The organism is Bacteroides sp. Marseille-P3684 (assembly GCF_900291465.1).
GTDB lineage: Bacteria > Bacteroidota > Bacteroidia > Bacteroidales > Bacteroidaceae > Phocaeicola_A.
In genome coordinates this window covers 1,577,841-1,594,553 of the sequence record NZ_LT985808.1, presented here as the reverse complement: position 1 = coordinate 1,594,553, position 16,713 = coordinate 1,577,841, and the positions used below count along the sequence as shown (strand labels likewise).

At 57.3% G+C, this 16,713-nt stretch carries 11 protein-coding genes; 1 reads left to right on the top strand and 10 read right to left on the bottom strand.

Features of this window, described 5'->3' with window-relative positions; translation table 11 throughout:
• Positions 1–129: 129 nt before the first annotated feature.
• From C8275_RS06115 to C8275_RS06105, 3 genes are all read right to left on the bottom strand, one after another.
• Positions 130–3,228, bottom strand: a complete 3,099-nt coding sequence (locus C8275_RS06115) for a glycoside hydrolase family 2 TIM barrel-domain containing protein (RefSeq protein WP_369861040.1) — start codon at positions 3,226–3,228, stop codon at positions 130–132.
• A 160-nt stretch (positions 3,229–3,388) separates the two neighbouring features.
• The gene (locus C8275_RS06110; protein ID WP_106484494.1) at positions 3,389–3,691 is read right to left on the bottom strand and encodes a DUF4377 domain-containing protein; all 303 of its coding nucleotides are present in this window, start codon (positions 3,689–3,691) and stop codon (positions 3,389–3,391) included.
• A 786-nt stretch (positions 3,692–4,477) separates the two neighbouring features.
• Complete coding sequence (locus C8275_RS06105; RefSeq protein ID WP_106484493.1) at positions 4,478–5,299, bottom strand: lipopolysaccharide assembly protein LapB; 822 nt, start codon at positions 5,297–5,299, stop codon at positions 4,478–4,480.
• Between the two features lie 80 nt (positions 5,300–5,379).
• Here C8275_RS06105 and C8275_RS06100 point away from each other — a divergent pair, with 80 nt between their 5' ends.
• Positions 5,380–5,883, top strand: a complete 504-nt coding sequence (locus C8275_RS06100) for a GNAT family N-acetyltransferase (RefSeq protein WP_106484492.1) — start codon at positions 5,380–5,382, stop codon at positions 5,881–5,883.
• Here the strand turns inward: C8275_RS06100 and C8275_RS06095 are convergent.
• The 7 genes from C8275_RS06095 to leuC all read right to left on the bottom strand — a co-directional run bounded on the left by C8275_RS06095 (position 5,880) and on the right by leuC (position 16,677).
• Entirely contained in the window at positions 5,880–8,525 is a 2,646-nt protein-coding gene (locus C8275_RS06095) for a pectinesterase family protein (RefSeq protein ID WP_106484491.1), read from the bottom strand. The two genes, C8275_RS06100 and C8275_RS06095, sit on opposite strands and share 4 nt — an antisense overlap.
• A 116-nt stretch (positions 8,526–8,641) precedes the next feature.
• A complete protein-coding gene (locus C8275_RS06090; RefSeq protein ID WP_199881875.1) occupies positions 8,642–10,237 on the bottom strand; it encodes a glycoside hydrolase family 28 protein in 1,596 nt (531 codons plus the stop codon).
• A 288-nt stretch (positions 10,238–10,525) separates the two neighbouring features.
• A complete protein-coding gene (locus tag C8275_RS06085; protein ID WP_234395715.1) occupies positions 10,526–11,683 on the bottom strand; it encodes a peroxiredoxin in 1,158 nt (385 codons plus the stop codon).
• Positions 11,684–11,987: 304 nt separating this feature from the next.
• Positions 11,988–13,052: a 3-isopropylmalate dehydrogenase gene (leuB, locus tag C8275_RS06080; protein WP_022385122.1), complete on the bottom strand. Its 1,065-nt coding sequence runs from the start codon at positions 13,050–13,052 to the stop codon at positions 11,988–11,990.
• A 53-nt stretch (positions 13,053–13,105) separates the two neighbouring features.
• Entirely contained in the window at positions 13,106–14,647 is a 1,542-nt protein-coding gene (locus tag C8275_RS06075) for an alpha-isopropylmalate synthase regulatory domain-containing protein (protein WP_199881873.1), read from the bottom strand.
• A gap of 10 nt (positions 14,648–14,657) precedes the next feature.
• Positions 14,658–15,245, bottom strand: coding sequence for a 3-isopropylmalate dehydratase small subunit (gene leuD / locus C8275_RS06070; protein ID WP_106484489.1), 588 nt, complete (start codon positions 15,243–15,245; stop codon positions 14,658–14,660).
• 37 nt (positions 15,246–15,282) lie between these two features.
• The gene (gene leuC / locus C8275_RS06065; protein WP_106484488.1) at positions 15,283–16,677 is read right to left on the bottom strand and encodes a 3-isopropylmalate dehydratase large subunit; all 1,395 of its coding nucleotides are present in this window, start codon (positions 16,675–16,677) and stop codon (positions 15,283–15,285) included.
• Between the last annotated feature and the right edge of the window lie 36 nt (positions 16,678–16,713).

Here is a 16,713-nt window from a genome sequence, read left to right as displayed (position 1 = left end):
ATTCCGACCGTCAACCCCGTAAGCTTCCGGGTAGGAAGAAACGAAAAAACATCCCCGCCGATGACATGAAATCACGACGGGGATGTTTATTTTTATCTCAACAGGACTGTCCTATCGGTTCATTGCCCCTCAACGGATGGGGTAAATGAAAAATGTATACTCATAGTCACCGAGCGGCAAGAGATACTTGGGAAGCGGCAGGGCGCCCCAGGTATTGACACAGCCCAAGCCCATCTGTACCTTGTCAATGCACCAGTTGGTGTAGGGGGACGGGGTAATCAGCTCAGAGTGGCGATTGTCCTTGTTGTCTCCGTCATCCAGCTGAGCAACCGAATAGTGCAATGCCGAGACGGACAGCGGTGCAACTCCGCGAAGTTCCAGTCCGCGACCTCCCTTCTCCGTCAGTTTCCACCAACGTACGTCACACTTGTTGCCGGTCTCCTGCGGACGGATGTAGGGATAGAACTGTTCCGTCACCGTCTGGTGATAGATACCCAGGTCGGCAGCCTCCTTGCGGTCGGCATAGTTCTCCACGGGTCCTCTGCCATAGTAGGTGATGTATTCCATTGTTGCGGGTACCTGCATCTGCATGCCGAAGCGGGGCAACATGGGACCTTCCTTACCTGCCGCCTCCAATGCCTGATGGACCTTCATCACGCCGTCCTTATAAAAGGTATAGGTCAGCGTCAGCCGTGCATCTACCTGTTCCAGGCGATAGGTCGTGGTCAGCTGTACGGTGCCATCGGGTTGGGGCAACACATTCATGTCCAGCAGGCGGTAGCCGGGATTACGCCAGACGGCCAGTTTCTTCTGGAGATTGGCACCCATGTCGTTGTCCGTCGGTGCACGCCAGAAGTTCGGTGTCAGTCGTCCGCCTTCTGCTAGCTGCTCACGTCCGTTCACCCGGTAACCGGTCAGGAAACCGTCCTCGCGGTCAAAGCTCCAGCTGCATGATTCGCCGGTAATCTGCAACACCCCTCCGTCATCTTTCACCGACAGCGCCTCCAACGGATAGGCAGGTGCCGTCTCCGGTGCATAAGCCTTGTCAAACTGCCAGTCCTGCAAAGCCCATTGGTTCTTCGCCACGGCAAAGCCGGCATCCAGCAACGGCTCGCTCTCCTTCAGACGGACTGCCACATTGACCAGCACTTCTGCATTCCCTGCCTGTGCAGGCGCAACCACCGGAAGTTGGAAACGTTTCCGTTCGCCGGGTGCTACACCCGTGAGGTCGGTCTGCCCCTTTGCCACCGGACGTCCGTCTACCAACACGGTAGCCTCCAGGTAATAGTTGTCGAGGTTGCGGAAGGCGTATTCGTTGTAGACCTCCACTTCCTGTCCGGCTCTTCCCTCCACGGGAGTCACCCAGACAGACTGGTAGACACGCTGCACCTCGTAGGCGTGAGGATTCCACGTACGGTCGGGAGCGATGAGTCCGTTGTTGCAGAAGTTCTGGTCGAACTTGCTGTCGTAGTTGTTCCAGTCGCCCGTATAGCCATAGAAGGTCTTTCCGTCACGACGCACCAGCACGGACTGGTCGACAAAGTCCCAGATGAAACCACCCTGATACTTGGGGTATTTCCGTATCAGGTCCCAGTATTCCTTGAATCCTCCCTGCGAGTTGCCCATCGCGTGTGCATACTCACACTGAATCAGCGGACGGGAGTCGTTGCCCTGCGCATAGCGTTCACACCCTTCGTATCCCATATACATCGGGCAGAAGATGTCGGTATATTCATTCAGACCGGCACGCTCGTACATGACGGGGCGCGACGGGTCCTCGGCTTTTGTCCAACGGTAGCATGCCTCGAAGTTCGGACCGAAGCCAGCTTCATTGCCCATCGACCAGATGATGACCGACGGATGGTTGAAGTTGCGCTGCACGTTGCGCTGGTCGCGTTGCAGGTGTGCCAGCTTGTAGTCTTCCCGCTTTGCCAACGTCTGCTCGTCATAGCCCATTCCGTGTGACTCGACGTTCGCTTCGGCAACCATGTAGATGCCGTATTCGTCGCAGAGTTCATACCAGTAGGGGTCGTCGGGGTAGTGACAGGTACGCACGGCATTGATGTTCATCTCCTTCATGATGCGGATATCCTGCAACATCCGTTCACGGGACACCACATAACCGTTGTCGGGGTCCATCTCGTGACGGTTGGCTCCCTTAATCAGTACCGGACGTCCGTTAATGCAGAGCTGTCCGCCCTTGATTTCCACCTTGCGGAAGCCCACCTTGACGGGGATGACCTCGCTCACCCGCTTGCCGTCGGCATACTCAGCCAGCAAGGTATATAAATAAGGTGTCTCAGCCGTCCACTTCTGCGGGTTGTCCACCGTCAGACTTGCCGTCCGCTCTCCACTGCCTTTCAGGGTTGTCGCCGTCACCTGACGTCCGGCAGCATCCAGCAGACGGAGCGACACACTGCCGCTGCCTTCCACATCGAGCTTCACTGCCAGGCTGCCGTTACGGTAGTCGGCATCCAGGTCGGGAGTCACACGGATGTCGCGGATGCGCTTCCGTTCGCGTGCATAGAGGTAGCAGTCACGACCGACACCGGAATAGCGGAAGAAGTCCTGGTCCTCCAGGTACGTACCGTCACACCAACGGAACACCTGGAAGGCAATCAGGTTCTCGCCTTTCTTCAGGTAACGGGTCACGTCGAACTCCGCCTCCAGCTTGCTGTCCTCGCTGTAACCTACGAAGCGTCCGTTCACCCACAGATACACGTTCGAGGTCACCGACCCCAGGTGGATGAACACCTGCTTGCCCTGCCAGTCGGCAGGCACGGTAATCGTGCGGCGGTAACTGCCGACGTGATTCTCCTCGGTCGGTACCTGAGGTGGATTGTTCCGGAAATGCTCGCGCCAGGGATAACCCACATTCACGTAGATGGGGTCACCGAAGCCGTTCAGCTCCCACAGGCCAGGGACAGACATCGTCGTCCACGCCGTGTCGTCAAAATTCTTTCGGAAGAAATCAGTGGGACGCTCATCGGCATCCTTCACCCAGTGGAATTTCCACACTCCGTTCAGAGACAGGTAATTCTTCTGATTCTCCTTGACGCCTTCCAACGCCGCAGCCTCATCAGGATAAGCAAAATAGGCCGTGTGCATCGGTTCTCGATTGACTTCATTCACTCCCGGGTCCTGCCATTCCTGGAAAGTCTGTGCCATTGTCGGCACAGCACATCCCAACAGCAACACCGGCAGCCATGGTTTCATAAGTTTGTTCATGGTTTATAGGGTTTGATTGTTGTATTCGGATTCCAGCCCCTTGTTCCTCATCCGGAGCAAAGCGGGGCTGTAAAGCGGCGACAAGATAGCAAAAATTGAAGTACCACTCAACTGTTTCCCGATGTATTCTGGACCATCCGGTCCAAGTTGACGAAAGAGTTCATCCTATTGACGAAAGTTTATAGGCCACCACGACCGATTTCACTCCCGCTTCCGGAATCAAGTGCAACGGCAAGCCTTCCGAGTCCTTCTTGTCCTTGGAGATTACCTCCAGCAATTTCTGTTCGTCCCAAGCCGGTTGCCCCATGCTGTAATCCAGGTAACTGGTCCTGCTTATCCTTATCCTGTACTCGTATCCCGGTTCAAACTCAAATCCGTCGATGTAGCCGAAGGCACTCCATTCATCGGACGGCTCCTCTTTGACCGCATAGACCTCCGTGAGATGACTATGTCCGTCACCCAGTTCTCAATGGTCATGCCACAAAGTTAGAAACTATTTTGGAAAGGGAGTGGAGGGAAAGACCTGTTTCATGTCCGGCTTCACATATAATTCCCGGTTCACATTGAAGCCAACATTCCACTTATCCGATTAAAAACGGAACTTGGTTGGACCGGGCGACCAGACCGGTCGCCCCTACATTTCCAAATCACTTTTGACATTTTGTCAAACGAAGCCTTCCACAGTGCCTTTCCTCGCACCAAAATACAGTTTGGTGGATTCCAAGGCCCTTCTCGGGCGATTCGCAAAATACACATGGATGCAGATGTACACGGAATGGCATTATTCTGAAACCTTACAGACACAGGACCTTTCCCGACAGACATCGGAAGATACATACACCACGCATAACGAAACCTTCCGATTTGTTTACACCACTCACCTTCTGGAGAGTGAAACCCGGTGTTTTTGCATTCCATTTTCCAAAGATTGGACTTTCGCGGACGAAACAATATTGTTTGAGAGGTGAAACTAATGTGTTTGACTCGCCAAACAATATTGTTTGACGCGTGAAACAACATTGTTTGGACGTTAAAACGTAAGGATTCCGAAATTCAACTGTATAGTTTTCTAAAACAAGAGGCTTTTTAGAGCATTTTCGTTTGTATTCATTTGCAATTGAACGCTAGTTTAAGCGGATTTGAGAAAAGACGAGTTAGCACAAAAGGTGCATTTCCGCAAATTTGTCAAGAGGAAACAGTGGGAATGGTTGCTTTTTGACAACCACACGCCACCCATCATCTCCCCCACTCACTCATTATCCCGGATAAAATCCTTCAGCGAAACACGGGGAACACCCAGTTCGACGGCACGCTCCAGGTCGGCACGCGCGTCCTTCTTCCTGCCCAACTTCACATAGATGGCGGCACGGATGAGGTAATGTTGCGCCTGTGAAGGTTGCAGGCGGATGGCCTCGCTCATGTCGAGCAGGGCAAGGTCATAAGCCTTCAGTTCCTTCTCGACATCGGCACGGGCTGCATAGAGGGAAGCTTCTTGCGGATGGGCTGTGAGGAGTGTGGACAGTTGGTCATTGGCCTCCTTCAGGCGACCTTCTTTCTGGTTGAGGATAGCCAGACCGAGGCGGGCATTGAAGTGATTGGCATCGAGCAACAGCAAGCGTTCATAGTCGACACGGGCGGCACGGTAGTCGCGTTGCTCCATATTGATGTAGGCACGGAAGAAGAGGGCTTCGCGGTTGTCCTTGTCCAGGTCGAGCACATCGCAATAGTCCGTGTATGCACGGCGTTCATCGCCCACTTCCATATAGACTCCCGCACGGGCAAGCAACGTCGGGACGGACTTCGGACGGAGGTTAAGCGAGAGGCTGTACTGCTCGATGGCTTCCTGCTGACGTCCCTGACGGTGGTAAATCTCTCCCACTCCGGCAAAGAGCGAAGCGTTGAAGGCGTTGCCGGGCTCTTTCTTCAGCGCCTCCTGAAACAGGACGACTGCCCGGTCGAGGCTGTCGGCCTCCACACAGCGGAAGGCATGTTCCGCCAGTTCCTGATAGGTCTGCGCCCCGGCGCACAAGGGGAAGAGAGCTGCGAAAGCCCCTGCAATGAGTTTCTTCATGTCGGTCGGATGTTTTACGAATGTGCGGACAAAGATAGGAGCTATTTTCCTTACCTTTGCCTAAAAGATTTGAAAAAAGCATGATACAGATACGTCCCATGAGAGAGGACGACCTCGCAGCCGTCCGAGCGATTTACGCCCACTATGTGCAGCACACGGTGGTAACCTTCGACACGGCGGTCCCTTCCGCTGAAGAGATGCGCCGCCTGCTGCTCCCCGTCATCGAATCCCAACCTGCCTTCGTCTGCCTGAAGGATGAAGTGCTCGTCGGTTATGCCTACGTGCATCCGTGGAAGACCAAGGAGGCTTACCGGCTGACGGTGGAGACCACCATCTACCTGCACCCCGACCACACGCACCACGGATACGGACGTGCCCTGATGGAGCGGCTCATCGGGGCATGCCGCGAGCGGGGCTACCATGTGCTGGTGGCCTGCATCACCGTCCCCAACGAGGCGAGCGTCGCCCTGCACCGGGCGCTGGGATTCAGCCGGGCATCCCACTTCAGCGAGGTAGGACGCAAATTCGGACGCTGGCTCGACGTGGAGGATCTCACCCTGCAGCTGACGGGGGAAGAGGGTTAATCGGAGAGGCGTATGTTCTCGCCGACAAGGCTGTTCAGATAAACCTCCAGCATCGTGTAACCGGAGGGGGTCAGCCGGTTGCCGTCATCGGGATTGGCAGGGTCCAGTCCGTGTGCCAGCTCCCAGGCATCGTCCATGCCGTCACCATCCTGATCCGAACAGGAACCATACGTCAGGTAAGGACGGAAGCCCTCGGCATCCGTCGGCAAGTCAATGATGCCGGCATTGCCGTACGTAGCCCTTCCGCTGCGCACGTCACCGATGAGACGGCTGTCGACAGCATCGCGCGGGAAAGCTCCTGCCCCGTTGAGCACTGCTTCGTAAGCCGCGTCGGCAGGCTGATAATCCTGATAGGCATACCGGTGCCAGTCATACTGGTACTGCGGTGCATCACGCCGACCGGAGGGGACGACCGTCGTGTCGGACTTCATCTCCTCCACCGTGTAGGTCATGCCTTTCCCGGGACGTACGCCCTTCCAGTTGTCTGCCGTCACCGACGCATCGCCTTCCATCACATTCCCATTCAGGTACCAGACCGAAGGGCCGCGCGAGACAGCCCCCTTCCGTGCCATTGACTGCTCGAAGAAGAAGAGCAGCGACTCCGGCGTGGCAGGACCGGGCTTGTAGTAGTTGTTCACAAAGTTCGACTCATAGCCGTAGTAGTCGGGGTGCTGCGAGGAGTTCTCTGCACCATAGCAGGAGGCGACACGACCCCAGTTGTAGTTTACGTTGTTGATGTATTCCAGGTAGACTGAGAGGTCCTGCCCCACGTCCTTGCCCCGTGCACCGTTGAAGCGACAGGAACGCGACGAGTTGTTCGCCAGCAGGTTGTGATGGTAGGTCGCCGACGAACCGCCCCACTGGCATCCGTAGCCGCGTACGCCTTTCACATGTCCGGCACGGTACAGTCCTTCGCTGACGATGCACCACTGCACGGTGTGGAAGTGGTCGTCGAAGGTGTTGAGGTTCTCTTCCGCCGACCAGCTGAACGAGCAGTGGTCGATGATGAAGTTCGTGCAGTTCTCCGCACCGAGGGCATTGGCAGACAGCTGATGTCCGCCGGCATCCTGATTGCCCACCCGGAAACGTACGTGGCGGATGATGAAGTTCCGCGAGCCTCCCAGGTTCACCTTGTTCTTCGAGATGCAGATGCCGTCGCCCGGTGCCGTCTGTCCGGCGATGGTGAAGTTCTGCTTGTTGCAGCGCAACGGCGCCACCAGGTCGATGGTGCCCGACACGGCAAAGACCACCGTGAAGTCACTCGGATAGCGGTTCAACGCCCACCGCAGCGAACCGACGGTCTTCCCTTCGGCATCGTCTTGCAGGTTGGTCACCGTGACGACCTTGCCTCCTCTTCCACCGGACGCATACTTGCCGAAGCCCTCCGCCGTCGGGAATGCCTTCAGCGTCCGTTCTCCCGCAGTCAGTGCACGCACGGCACGGCTCGTCGCTCCCACAGCCGAGACGGCTTTCACCGTATAGATATGTCCTTCTGCCTGGTCCACCCGGCATGAAGTCCCCTCGACGGCGGTCAGGTAGTTGCCGTCGCAGAACACCAGGTAACCCGCTGCATCGGGTACGGCAGCCCAAGTCAGGTCGTTTCCCGTCTGCTCTGCCCACGCCGGACCTTCCACCGGACGGTAGTAGTCGTTCACACGGAAGTCTGTTCCGCCGGGCATCACGGCAAACACGGTCTCGGGAGTCAGCCGACGTGCGTCCTCCTCGGACAGCTGACGGCTCCATGCCACCCGTCCGCTGACATCTGCCGGAGCACCTTTTGCATCCAGGCTGCCGGACTCGGCAAAGTCAGCAGTCGCCTCGTTACCGTTCCACTCGCGCCAGCCCTTGGCATGGATGTGCGCACCCAGCCGGCAACCGATGAAATAGGAAGCCGCCTGCTCCTTCCACGGACGTCCCAGGTAGTAACTTCCGGCAGGCACGTCTCGGTCCGCCGTAAGGTTGCAGTTGCGGAAGATGTAGCCATAATGAAGAGGTTTGCCGTCAGCAGCCGGTTCCGTCGTATGGGCACACTCGGCAGGAGCCGTCAGGTATCCTCCTCCCTTCACGGAATGAATCGTGCAATGGTCGTAATACATCAGCCCGTCGCCATAAATAAAGTCGACAGCCCCCTCGATGCGGCAGTTCTGCAAGTAGGCGTACGCACCGTTCTTCGTGCGCTGCGTGTCCTGGTATCCGGTGAAGCGGCAGTCGCGGTAGACCTGACGTGCCCCGGCGATGAAGTGCGCCTCCGCCTGCCCGACATTGCCTGCCGTATTGCGCACGGTGAGGTTCTCCATGTAGAAGTCGTCGCCGTAGCATTGCAAGGTCGTGATGTCGCGGAAGTTCCGGTAAGGGCTGTTCTTGCCCCGGTTACGGTCGTTGGTGAGGACCACTCCGTCGCGGCTTTCTCCCAGCAGACTGATGAGCTTGCCCTTGGGCAGGTTTACCCGCTCAGCATAGACCCCGTTCTTCACAAAGATGAGGTGCCGGTCTCCGTCCGCCGGACAGGCATTCACGGCTTCCTGCAGGGTACGGTAGTCTCCACTCCCGTCCGCTGCCACAACCGTGACGAACGAGCGGGCCTCCAACGGGGCTGCCCACCAGCAGACGAGCAGTCCCACGCATAGGATATTCATTTTCATAAGGATGTTCTGTTACTGTTCTTTTGATTGTATCTAAGACGCGGCGTGGTGTCCGAAGCTTAGTCTCACGCCTGAGATTTAACCTCTTTTTCACGCTGCGCCGACGCTGCCCTGCCTCACGGCTTGACCTCCACCTCGGGTGTACAGTCCACGAAGTCGATGTGTGACGAGAGCTTGCCGTCAATCTGCCGGTACACCCGTCCGCCGTCCACCTTGAACGACACACGTTCGAAGCGGAGGTTGCGTCCGTCGGATATCTCCACGGTATTGTCAGGCGAAGTCAGTTCGGCATCTTCCAGCACCAGCCCGTCCATGTCGTGAATGCGGATGAGCTGTCCGGAGTTCGAGGTGGCACGCGAGATGCGTACGTCCGTTGCCGGCGATTCGGGGATGCCGCTGACCTTGAGGAAGTGGGTCGCGTCCTCCACCACGACATCGCTGATGCGGACCTGACGGTAGAACGGCGTGAAACGGTCCGGCTCGACCCACGCACGTCCTGCCAGTGAACCGACGTACTGACTGGAGCCCAGCATGTCAAAGTGGATGGCAGTGGCATGCAGGTTCATGCGGATGCGCTCATAGTAGAGCTGTTCGCCTCCTCCGCCCCGCGGACGTCGTGTCTTGAAGCGCAGACCGACGTCCGTGCCCTGGAACACACAGTCGTGGGCATACACGTTGCGTATCACTCCGGCAGTCTCGCTGCCACAGGTGATGCCGCCGTGACCGGTCAGCGCGAGGTTGTAGCGCAAGACGATGTTCTCACTCGGACGGTTCACCCGCAGACCGTCTATTCCCCGTCCTGCCTTCAGCGTGAAACAGTCGTCGCCGGCTGAAATCGTGTTGTACTCGATCAGCACGTTGCGGCACGACTCGATGTCCATGCCGTCGCCCGTAGGGATGCCGGCGGAGTTCACCGTCACGCCACGGATGATGACCCCGTCGCAGTAGGTAGGCACGATGTTCCAGAACACCGAACGTTCGAGGCTCACGCCTTCGATGAGGACATTGCGGCAGTTGACTGGTCCGATGAAGGTCGGCAGGAAGACCGCCGTGCCGTCATGCCCGTCATAGATGCGTTCGGTGGCAGGCTTGTCATAGGCAATGTAGCGGTCAAAGTCGCCATAGCCGATGTTCTGTTTCAGGATGGGGCAGTCGCGCTCGGGACCGATGAGCCGTCCCTTTCCGGTCAAGGCGATGTTCTCCTGTCCGCAGGCATAAACGAAGCTGCCGAGCGACATTCCCTCGACGCCCGCACTACGGGTGAAGACCACGGGCAGATAATCTTCCACCCGTCCGCTGAAGTGCAGCTCGGCTCCTTCAGACAGATGCAGGTTGACGCGGCTTTTCAGTTCGATGCGTCCCACGTTCCACACACCGGACGGCACGATGACCGTCCCTCCTCCCCGTCGGCTGGTCTCGTCGATGGCCTGTTGGATGGCAACGGATGCCAGCCGGTGCTGTTGCAGTTCCTGTGCGGTCAGCGTCCGCGTATGGTCCGGAAAGACGGGGCGTGTGAGTTGGGGCATCTCAAACGGGGCACGGATGGGTGCCAGGGTGTCGGGCATACAGTCTGCGCCCACCTGGTCGGCAGTCGGGATGACAGCCCGGGTCTGTGCAGGCAACGGGAGGCAGGCTCCTGCCCACAGACAGGCGGCGACTACCATCGCCCGCAGCGCACGCATCGGCGTACGGAAAGGGATTGTCGGTTTCATGTTTTCGATAGTTTTATGCAACTGTCGCAAGCTCCAGTTGTGGTTAACAATTCAGTAGAGAATAATCATAAGGTTAACCCCGAATCGGTCATCAGACCGCTCAAAGTTCTCTCCAGATGCGAACAATCTACTCAAAGTCTAATGACCGATTCGGGTTTGACGGGACAAAAGTAGGCAACTGCGGGAGAAGATGCAACTTTCGTGACCCGTATATACACAGACGACGCAGGATGAGCGGTCATGTTCACCCTGCGTCGCCTTCTTTTCCCGTTCCGGGCTACGGACAGCTTACTTCAACAGGCTGTCCAGGTACTTATAGAACTCGGGATCTTCGCCGACAACGACTTTGGCAATCTTGCCTTCCTTGTCGAGCACAATCTTGGTGGGATAGCCTTCGATGGCATACATCACGCTGATGTCCGGGTCGCCGGCATTGCGTACGTGAATCCACGGGAGTGCATGGGTCTCGACGGCAGCCTTCCAGGAGTCTTCGGTGTCATTGCAGTCGATGCCGACAATCTCCAGCTTGTTCTTATACTTCTCATAGTACTTCTTCATGTCGGGCATGCCCTTGATGCACCATCCGCACCAGCTTCCCCAGAAGTCGAGCACGACATACTTGTTGCCGCGCAACGAAGAGAGCGTAAAGTCCTTGCCGTTGATATCCTTCAGGGTGAAGTCGGGAGCTTCGGCGCCCTCCTTGATTTTCTCTTTGGCAGCCTCGCGTGCCATCGCCTTGTCATTGTTCGTCTTCATGACGTCATAGAGGGACGACAAGACACCCGTACGTACCGGTTCGGCGATTGCGCCCAGCAGTTCATGGATGCTCTTTGCCGAACGTACGTTGAGCAACGCCAACAGCGCTGCATCCTGGTCGGCATGTTGCTTCACGAAGTCCACATGGATTTGCTCCATCTCGTCCTGCCATCCTTCCACCGGAGCATAAGCCTGCATAATGGAGTCGCGTCCTACACCCTGCTTGCCCATATCCCTGCACAGCTTGCTCACGGAGTCAATCTTGGCTTCATAAGGCTTCAGCTGAGTCAGCAGGGTATTGTAAGCTTCATAGACGGGGGAACCGCCCAATGTATAGTTATCCAGCGTTCCGGTCAGCGTCAGGGGAGCACCCGGAACAAGAATAAAGTTGACACCCTTCATCATTACCGGACGAATCTTGCCATCGGCATCGGGCACCGGGGTCTTCCACGGACGGATGGTGACACCCTTCACCACGCTGTCGCCCACATTGACGACGAACTTGCCTTGCGGAGCGGCAATCGTATCCATCTTTACATCGTCCTGGCTGCGTGAACCGAACGGGTAGGAATAGACGATGATGCTGTCGGCATCCAAGTCGGTCAGTTCACCACTGATTTCATCGTGTTGGGGAGCTGCACAGGCTGCGAGCAGGCATCCTCCCATCAAATAGCTGAATAATCGTTTCATGGTTGCTTCATGTTTTATTTTTGCGGCTGTAAAGGAACAAAAAAATATGACATCTCAAAGCATTTTGAGGCACGTTTTTTCTTTCCATCGCGTCCTTGGCGTACATCCATCGCATCAAAGTAAGGGACAGACCCGGTTAAACCGCCACTTAGACAGACCTAAGTATAATACTTTGGCACCCTAAGTATAATACTTAGGCAGGCTAAGTATAATACTTTGGTCTGTCTAAGGCCGGCTTGTTCCAGGTCTGTCCCTGTGTTGGAAGAGGGACAAGTCCCTCCGTCCGTCCAATCTCCTGCGGGTTCTATGCCTCGCGGCGGATGTAGTCGATAATCCACTCGCCCACTTCCTTCGTGCCGTATCGGGCTCCACCTTCCACCTGGATTTCGGGTGTGCGCACGTTGGCATCCAGGGAAGCATCGACGGCACGGCGGATGAGCGCGCCTTCTTCCTTCCGGTCAAAATACTCAAAGAGCATCGCCACCGAAAGGATTTGTGCCACCGGATTGGCAATGTTCAGTCCGGCTGCCTGCGGCCACGAACCGTGGATGGGTTCAAAGACCGGTGTGCTCTCTCCGGTCGATGCCGACGGCAGCAATCCCATCGAACCGCTGATGACGGAGCCTTCATCGGTCAGGATGTCGCCGAAGGTGTTCTCCGTCACCATCACGTCAAAGAAGGTCGGTTCCTGAATCATGCGCATGGCGGCGTTGTCGACATACATGTAGTCCGTGGTCACTTCAGGATAGGCGGGTGCCATCTCCTGGGCTATCTGACGCCACAGACGGGAGGATGCCAGCACGTTCGCCTTGTCGACCACAGTGAGGTGGCGGCGGCGCTTCATGGCATACTCAAAGCCGACTTTCAGGATGCGTTCAATCTCGGGACGGGTGTAGTAGTTCGTATCGTAGGCTTTGTCATTGTCCTGATACTTCTCACCGAAGTACATGCCTCCGGTGAGCTCGCGGATGCAGATGAAGTCGGCCCCCTCGACCAGCTCCTTGCGCAAGGGCGATTTATGGAGCAGGCACTTGAACGTCTGCACGGGACGGATGTTGGCGAAAAGCCCCAGCTTCTTACGCATTGCCAGCAGCCCCTGTTCCGGACGAACCTTTGCCGTGGGGTCATTGTCGAACTTCGGGTGTCCGACAGCAGAGAAGAGCACGGCATCGGCACGCCGGCACGCCTCGTAGGTCGCCTCGGGGAAGGGGTCGCCCACCTTGTCGATGGCATCGGCTCCGCAGAGTGCATATTCATAGTTCACGCTGTGCCCGAACTTCTCGCACACGGCTGTCATCACGTTCACACCCTGCACGGATATCTCAGGGCCAATGCCGTCGCCGGCCAATACTGCTATTTTAAATTCCATACTGTTGTAAGTTTGTGAGTGTTTTGGATTGCAAAAATACGTATTATTTCAGTTCAACTCATTCCCTGGTCCCCTTCAATCAGGTTCAGCATCTTGACCGTCGCCTTGATGGCAGCCTCCGTCTGGTCGGCATCAAAGCCACGGGTACGGAACACCTTGCCGTTGTAGCTCCAGGTGATGACTGTCTGCACAAAGGCATCGGTCCGTCCACCGGGCGGGATGCTGACGGCATAGTTGGTCAACATGGGGAAGGTGCGTCCCAGCGTTACCTTATATATCTTGCGCAAGGCACGCACAAAGGCGTCATACTGTCCGTCTCCGCTGGAGCTCTCTTCGTATTCGCGTCCGTCGATTTCCATCTTGATGGTCGCCATCGGCTTCAGCCCGTAGGCGAGGTTGACGATGTAGCTCTTCAGCTTCACGCGGTCGCCCTTCACGCCGTGCTTCAGCACATCGCTCACGATGTAGGGCAGGTCCTCCTGTGTGACCAGCTCCTTCTTGTCGCCCAGCTCGATGATGCGTTCCGTCACCTTGCGCATCGACTCTTCGTCCAGCTCCAGTCCCAGGTCTTCGAGGTTCTTGCGGATGTTCGCCTTGCCGCTGGTCTTGCCCAGGGCATATTCGCGCTTGCGTCCGAAACGCTCGGGCAGAAGGTCGTTGCAGTAGAGGTTGTTCTTGTTGTCGCCGTCGGCATGCACTCCTGCCACCTGCGTGAAGACGTTCTCGCCGACGATGGGCTGGTTGGGCGGGATGGAGATGCCGGAGTACGACTCCACCACCCGGCTCACATCGTTGAGCTTCTCTTCATGGATGTTCGTGACGGCACTGAAATGGTCCTTCAGAATCGCCTGCACGCTGGCAAGTGGCGCATTGCCTGCCCGCTCGCCCAGTCCGTTGATGGTCGTGTGGAGTCCCTTGGCACCGCTCAGGACGGCAGCCAGCACATTGCTCACCGCCAGGTCGTAGTCATTGTGCGCGTGGAAGTCGAAGTGCAGGTCGGGGTAACGCTTCTTCATCTTGCGGAAATACTCGATGACCTGCAAGGGGTTGAGAATGCCCAACGTGTCGGGCAGCATGTAGCGGCGGATGCTGGTCCCGGTCAGTCCGTCCATCAGTTGGAACACATAGTCGGGCGAATCCTTCATGCCGTTGCTCCAGTCCTCCAGGTAGATGTTGACGGCGATGCCCATCTCGTCCGCCATACGGACCACGGCACGGATGTCGGCAATGTGCTCTTCAGGCGTCTTGCCCAACTGCCCGCGGCAATGCTTGAGCGACCCCTTGGTGAGCAGGTTGATGACCTTTCCGCCTGCCTGACGAATCCAACGCAACGACGTCCCACCGTCGACAAAGCCCAGCACCTCCACCCGGTCGAGCATGCCGTGGCGTGCCGCCCACTCGCAAATGCCATGCACGGCTTTCATCTCGCCGTCAGACACCCGGGCGGAAGCCACCTCGATGCGGTCCACCTTTACCTCCTCAAGCAACAGCCGCGCAATCATCAGTTTCTCATGGGGCATGAACGATACGCCGCTGGTCTGTTCGCCGTCGCGCAGCGTCGTGTCCATGATTTCTATTTGAGGATGATTTTCCATGTATGTCGGTTTACTGTTTCTTCTCCCACGCTTCAATCTTGTCCCGGCTCTCCACCAGGAAGTCGATGTCGTCCAAGCCGTTCATCAGACAATGCTTCTTGTAGGCATTGATTTCAAACGGTTCGCTCTTGCCCGTTGCCCGGTTGGTGATGGTCTGCGCGGGAAGATCGACCACGACTTCCGTCTTCGGGTCGGCATAGATGCTGTCGAACAGCTCCTTCAGGAAGGGTTCGCTCACGACCACGGGGAGGACGAAATTGTTCAGCTCGTTGTTCTTGTGGATGTCGGCAAAGAAACTCGAAACGACCACGCGGAAGCCATAGTCGGCAATGGCCCAGGCTGCATGCTCGCGGCTGGAACCGGAACCGAAGTTCTTGCCTGCCACGAGGATTTGTCCGCCGTAGGTCGGGTCGTTCAACACAAAGTCGGGGTTGGGAGTGCCGTCGGCACGGTAACGCCAGTCGCGGAAGAGATTGTCGCCGAACCCTTCGCGCGTCGTGGCTTTGAGGAAACGTGCGGGGATAATCTGGTCGGTATCGACATTCTCCAACGGAAGGGGCACGCACGTGCTGGTGATGATATTGAATTTCTGTTTCATTGTTGTATACTTTTAAATGACCGATTGGGGACTTGGGCTAAAGCAGTTCGCGCGGGTCGGTGATGACGCCGGTCACTGCGGCTGCGGCTGCTACCAGCGGACTGGCAAGCAACGTCCGCGAACCGGGACCCTGCCGTCCCTCGAAGTTACGGTTGCTGGTCGACACGGCATATTTCCCTGCCGGAATCTTGTCGTCGTTCATGGCGAGACAGGCGGAACAGCCCGGCTGACGGATGGCAAAACCTGCCTCCTCGAGCACCCGGTCAAGTCCTTCCTCGCGTATCTGCTCAGCCACCATCCACGAACCGGGCACCAGCCACGCCGTGATGTGTGCCGCCTTGTGCCGTCCCTTCACCAATGAGGCGAACGCACGGAAGTCCTCGATGCGTCCGTTGGTGCAGGCTCCCAGGAAGACGTAGTCGACCGGCTTGCCCAACAGCTGTTCGCCGGGTTGGAAGCCCATGTAGTGCATCGACTTCTCGAACGAAGCCTTCTCCACCTCGCTCATCGTGTCGGTCGTGGGGATGTGGCCGGTGATGCCCATACCCATGCCGGGGTTGGTCCCGTAGGTAATCATCGGCTCGATGTCCGCCGCATCAAAGCGCACCTCCTTGTCAAACACGGCATCCTCATCGCTCTTCAGCGTCCGCCAGTAGGCCAGCGCCTTGTCCCAGTCGGCACCCTTCGGTGCATATTCACGTCCGCGGATGTAGGCGAACGTCGTCTCGTCGGGAGCGACCATGCCGCCCCGTGCTCCCATCTCGATGGAGAGGTTGCACAACGTGAGGCGTCCCTCCATCGTCAGGCTGCGCACCGCCTCGCCGGCATACTCCACAAAGTAGCCGGTGGCTCCACTGGTGGTCATCCGGGACATCATGTAGAGTGCCAGGTCCTTTGCCGTGACACCCCGTCCCAGACGTCCGTCGACGGTGATGCGCATGGTCTTGGGACGCGTCTGAAGGATGCACTGCGAGGCGAGCACCATCTCGACCTCACTCGTCCCGATGCCGAATGCCACGGCTCCCATGGCTCCGTGCGTCGAGGTGTGGGAGTCTCCACAGACGATGGTCATGCCGGGCAGGGTCAGTCCGCGTTCCGGACCGACGACGTGGATGATGCCGTTCCTGGGATTCATCATGCCGAAGTGTGTCAGCCCGAATTCTGCGGCATTCTTTGCCAGCGTGTCCACCTGGGTGCGCGACACGGGGTCCTCGATGGGCTTGTCCTGGTCGTGCGTCGGCGTGTTATGGTCGGGCATGCAATAGATACGTTCGGGACGGAAAGGTTTCAGACCGCGTGCCCGCAACCCGGCAAAGGCCTGCGGACTGGTCACCTCGTGACAGTACAAGCGGTCGATGTATAACTGTGTGGGACCGTCGGCAACTTGCTGCACCACGTGTGCGTCCCAGATTTTGTCGAATAATGTATTCATTGAGGTATGTTTGTAGGGGGACGCACAGGCAGTGCG

Bases quoted from the DNA above. Each gene is read 5' to 3' on its own strand.
- C8275_RS06115 (WP_369861040.1), bottom strand. From the start codon at position 3,228: ATGAACAAACTTATGAAACCATGGCTGCCGGTGTTGCTGTTGGGATGT.
- C8275_RS06075 (WP_199881873.1), bottom strand. From the start codon at position 14,647: ATGGAAAATCATCCTCAAATAGAAATCATGGACACGACGCTGCGCGAC.
- leuB (WP_022385122.1), bottom strand. From the start codon at position 13,052: ATGGAATTTAAAATAGCAGTATTGGCCGGCGACGGCATTGGCCCTGAG.
- C8275_RS06095 (WP_106484491.1), bottom strand. From the start codon at position 8,525: ATGAAAATGAATATCCTATGCGTGGGACTGCTCGTCTGCTGGTGGGCA.
- leuC (WP_106484488.1), bottom strand. From the start codon at position 16,677: ATGAATACATTATTCGACAAAATCTGGGACGCACACGTGGTGCAGCAA.
- C8275_RS06085 (WP_234395715.1), bottom strand. From the start codon at position 11,683: ATGAAACGATTATTCAGCTATTTGATGGGAGGATGCCTGCTCGCAGCC.
- leuD (WP_106484489.1), bottom strand. From the start codon at position 15,245: ATGAAACAGAAATTCAATATCATCACCAGCACGTGCGTGCCCCTTCCG.
- C8275_RS06105 (WP_106484493.1), bottom strand. From the start codon at position 5,299: ATGAAGAAACTCATTGCAGGGGCTTTCGCAGCTCTCTTCCCCTTGTGC.
- C8275_RS06100 (WP_106484492.1), top strand. From the start codon at position 5,380: ATGATACAGATACGTCCCATGAGAGAGGACGACCTCGCAGCCGTCCGA.
- C8275_RS06090 (WP_199881875.1), bottom strand. From the start codon at position 10,237: ATGAAACCGACAATCCCTTTCCGTACGCCGATGCGTGCGCTGCGGGCG.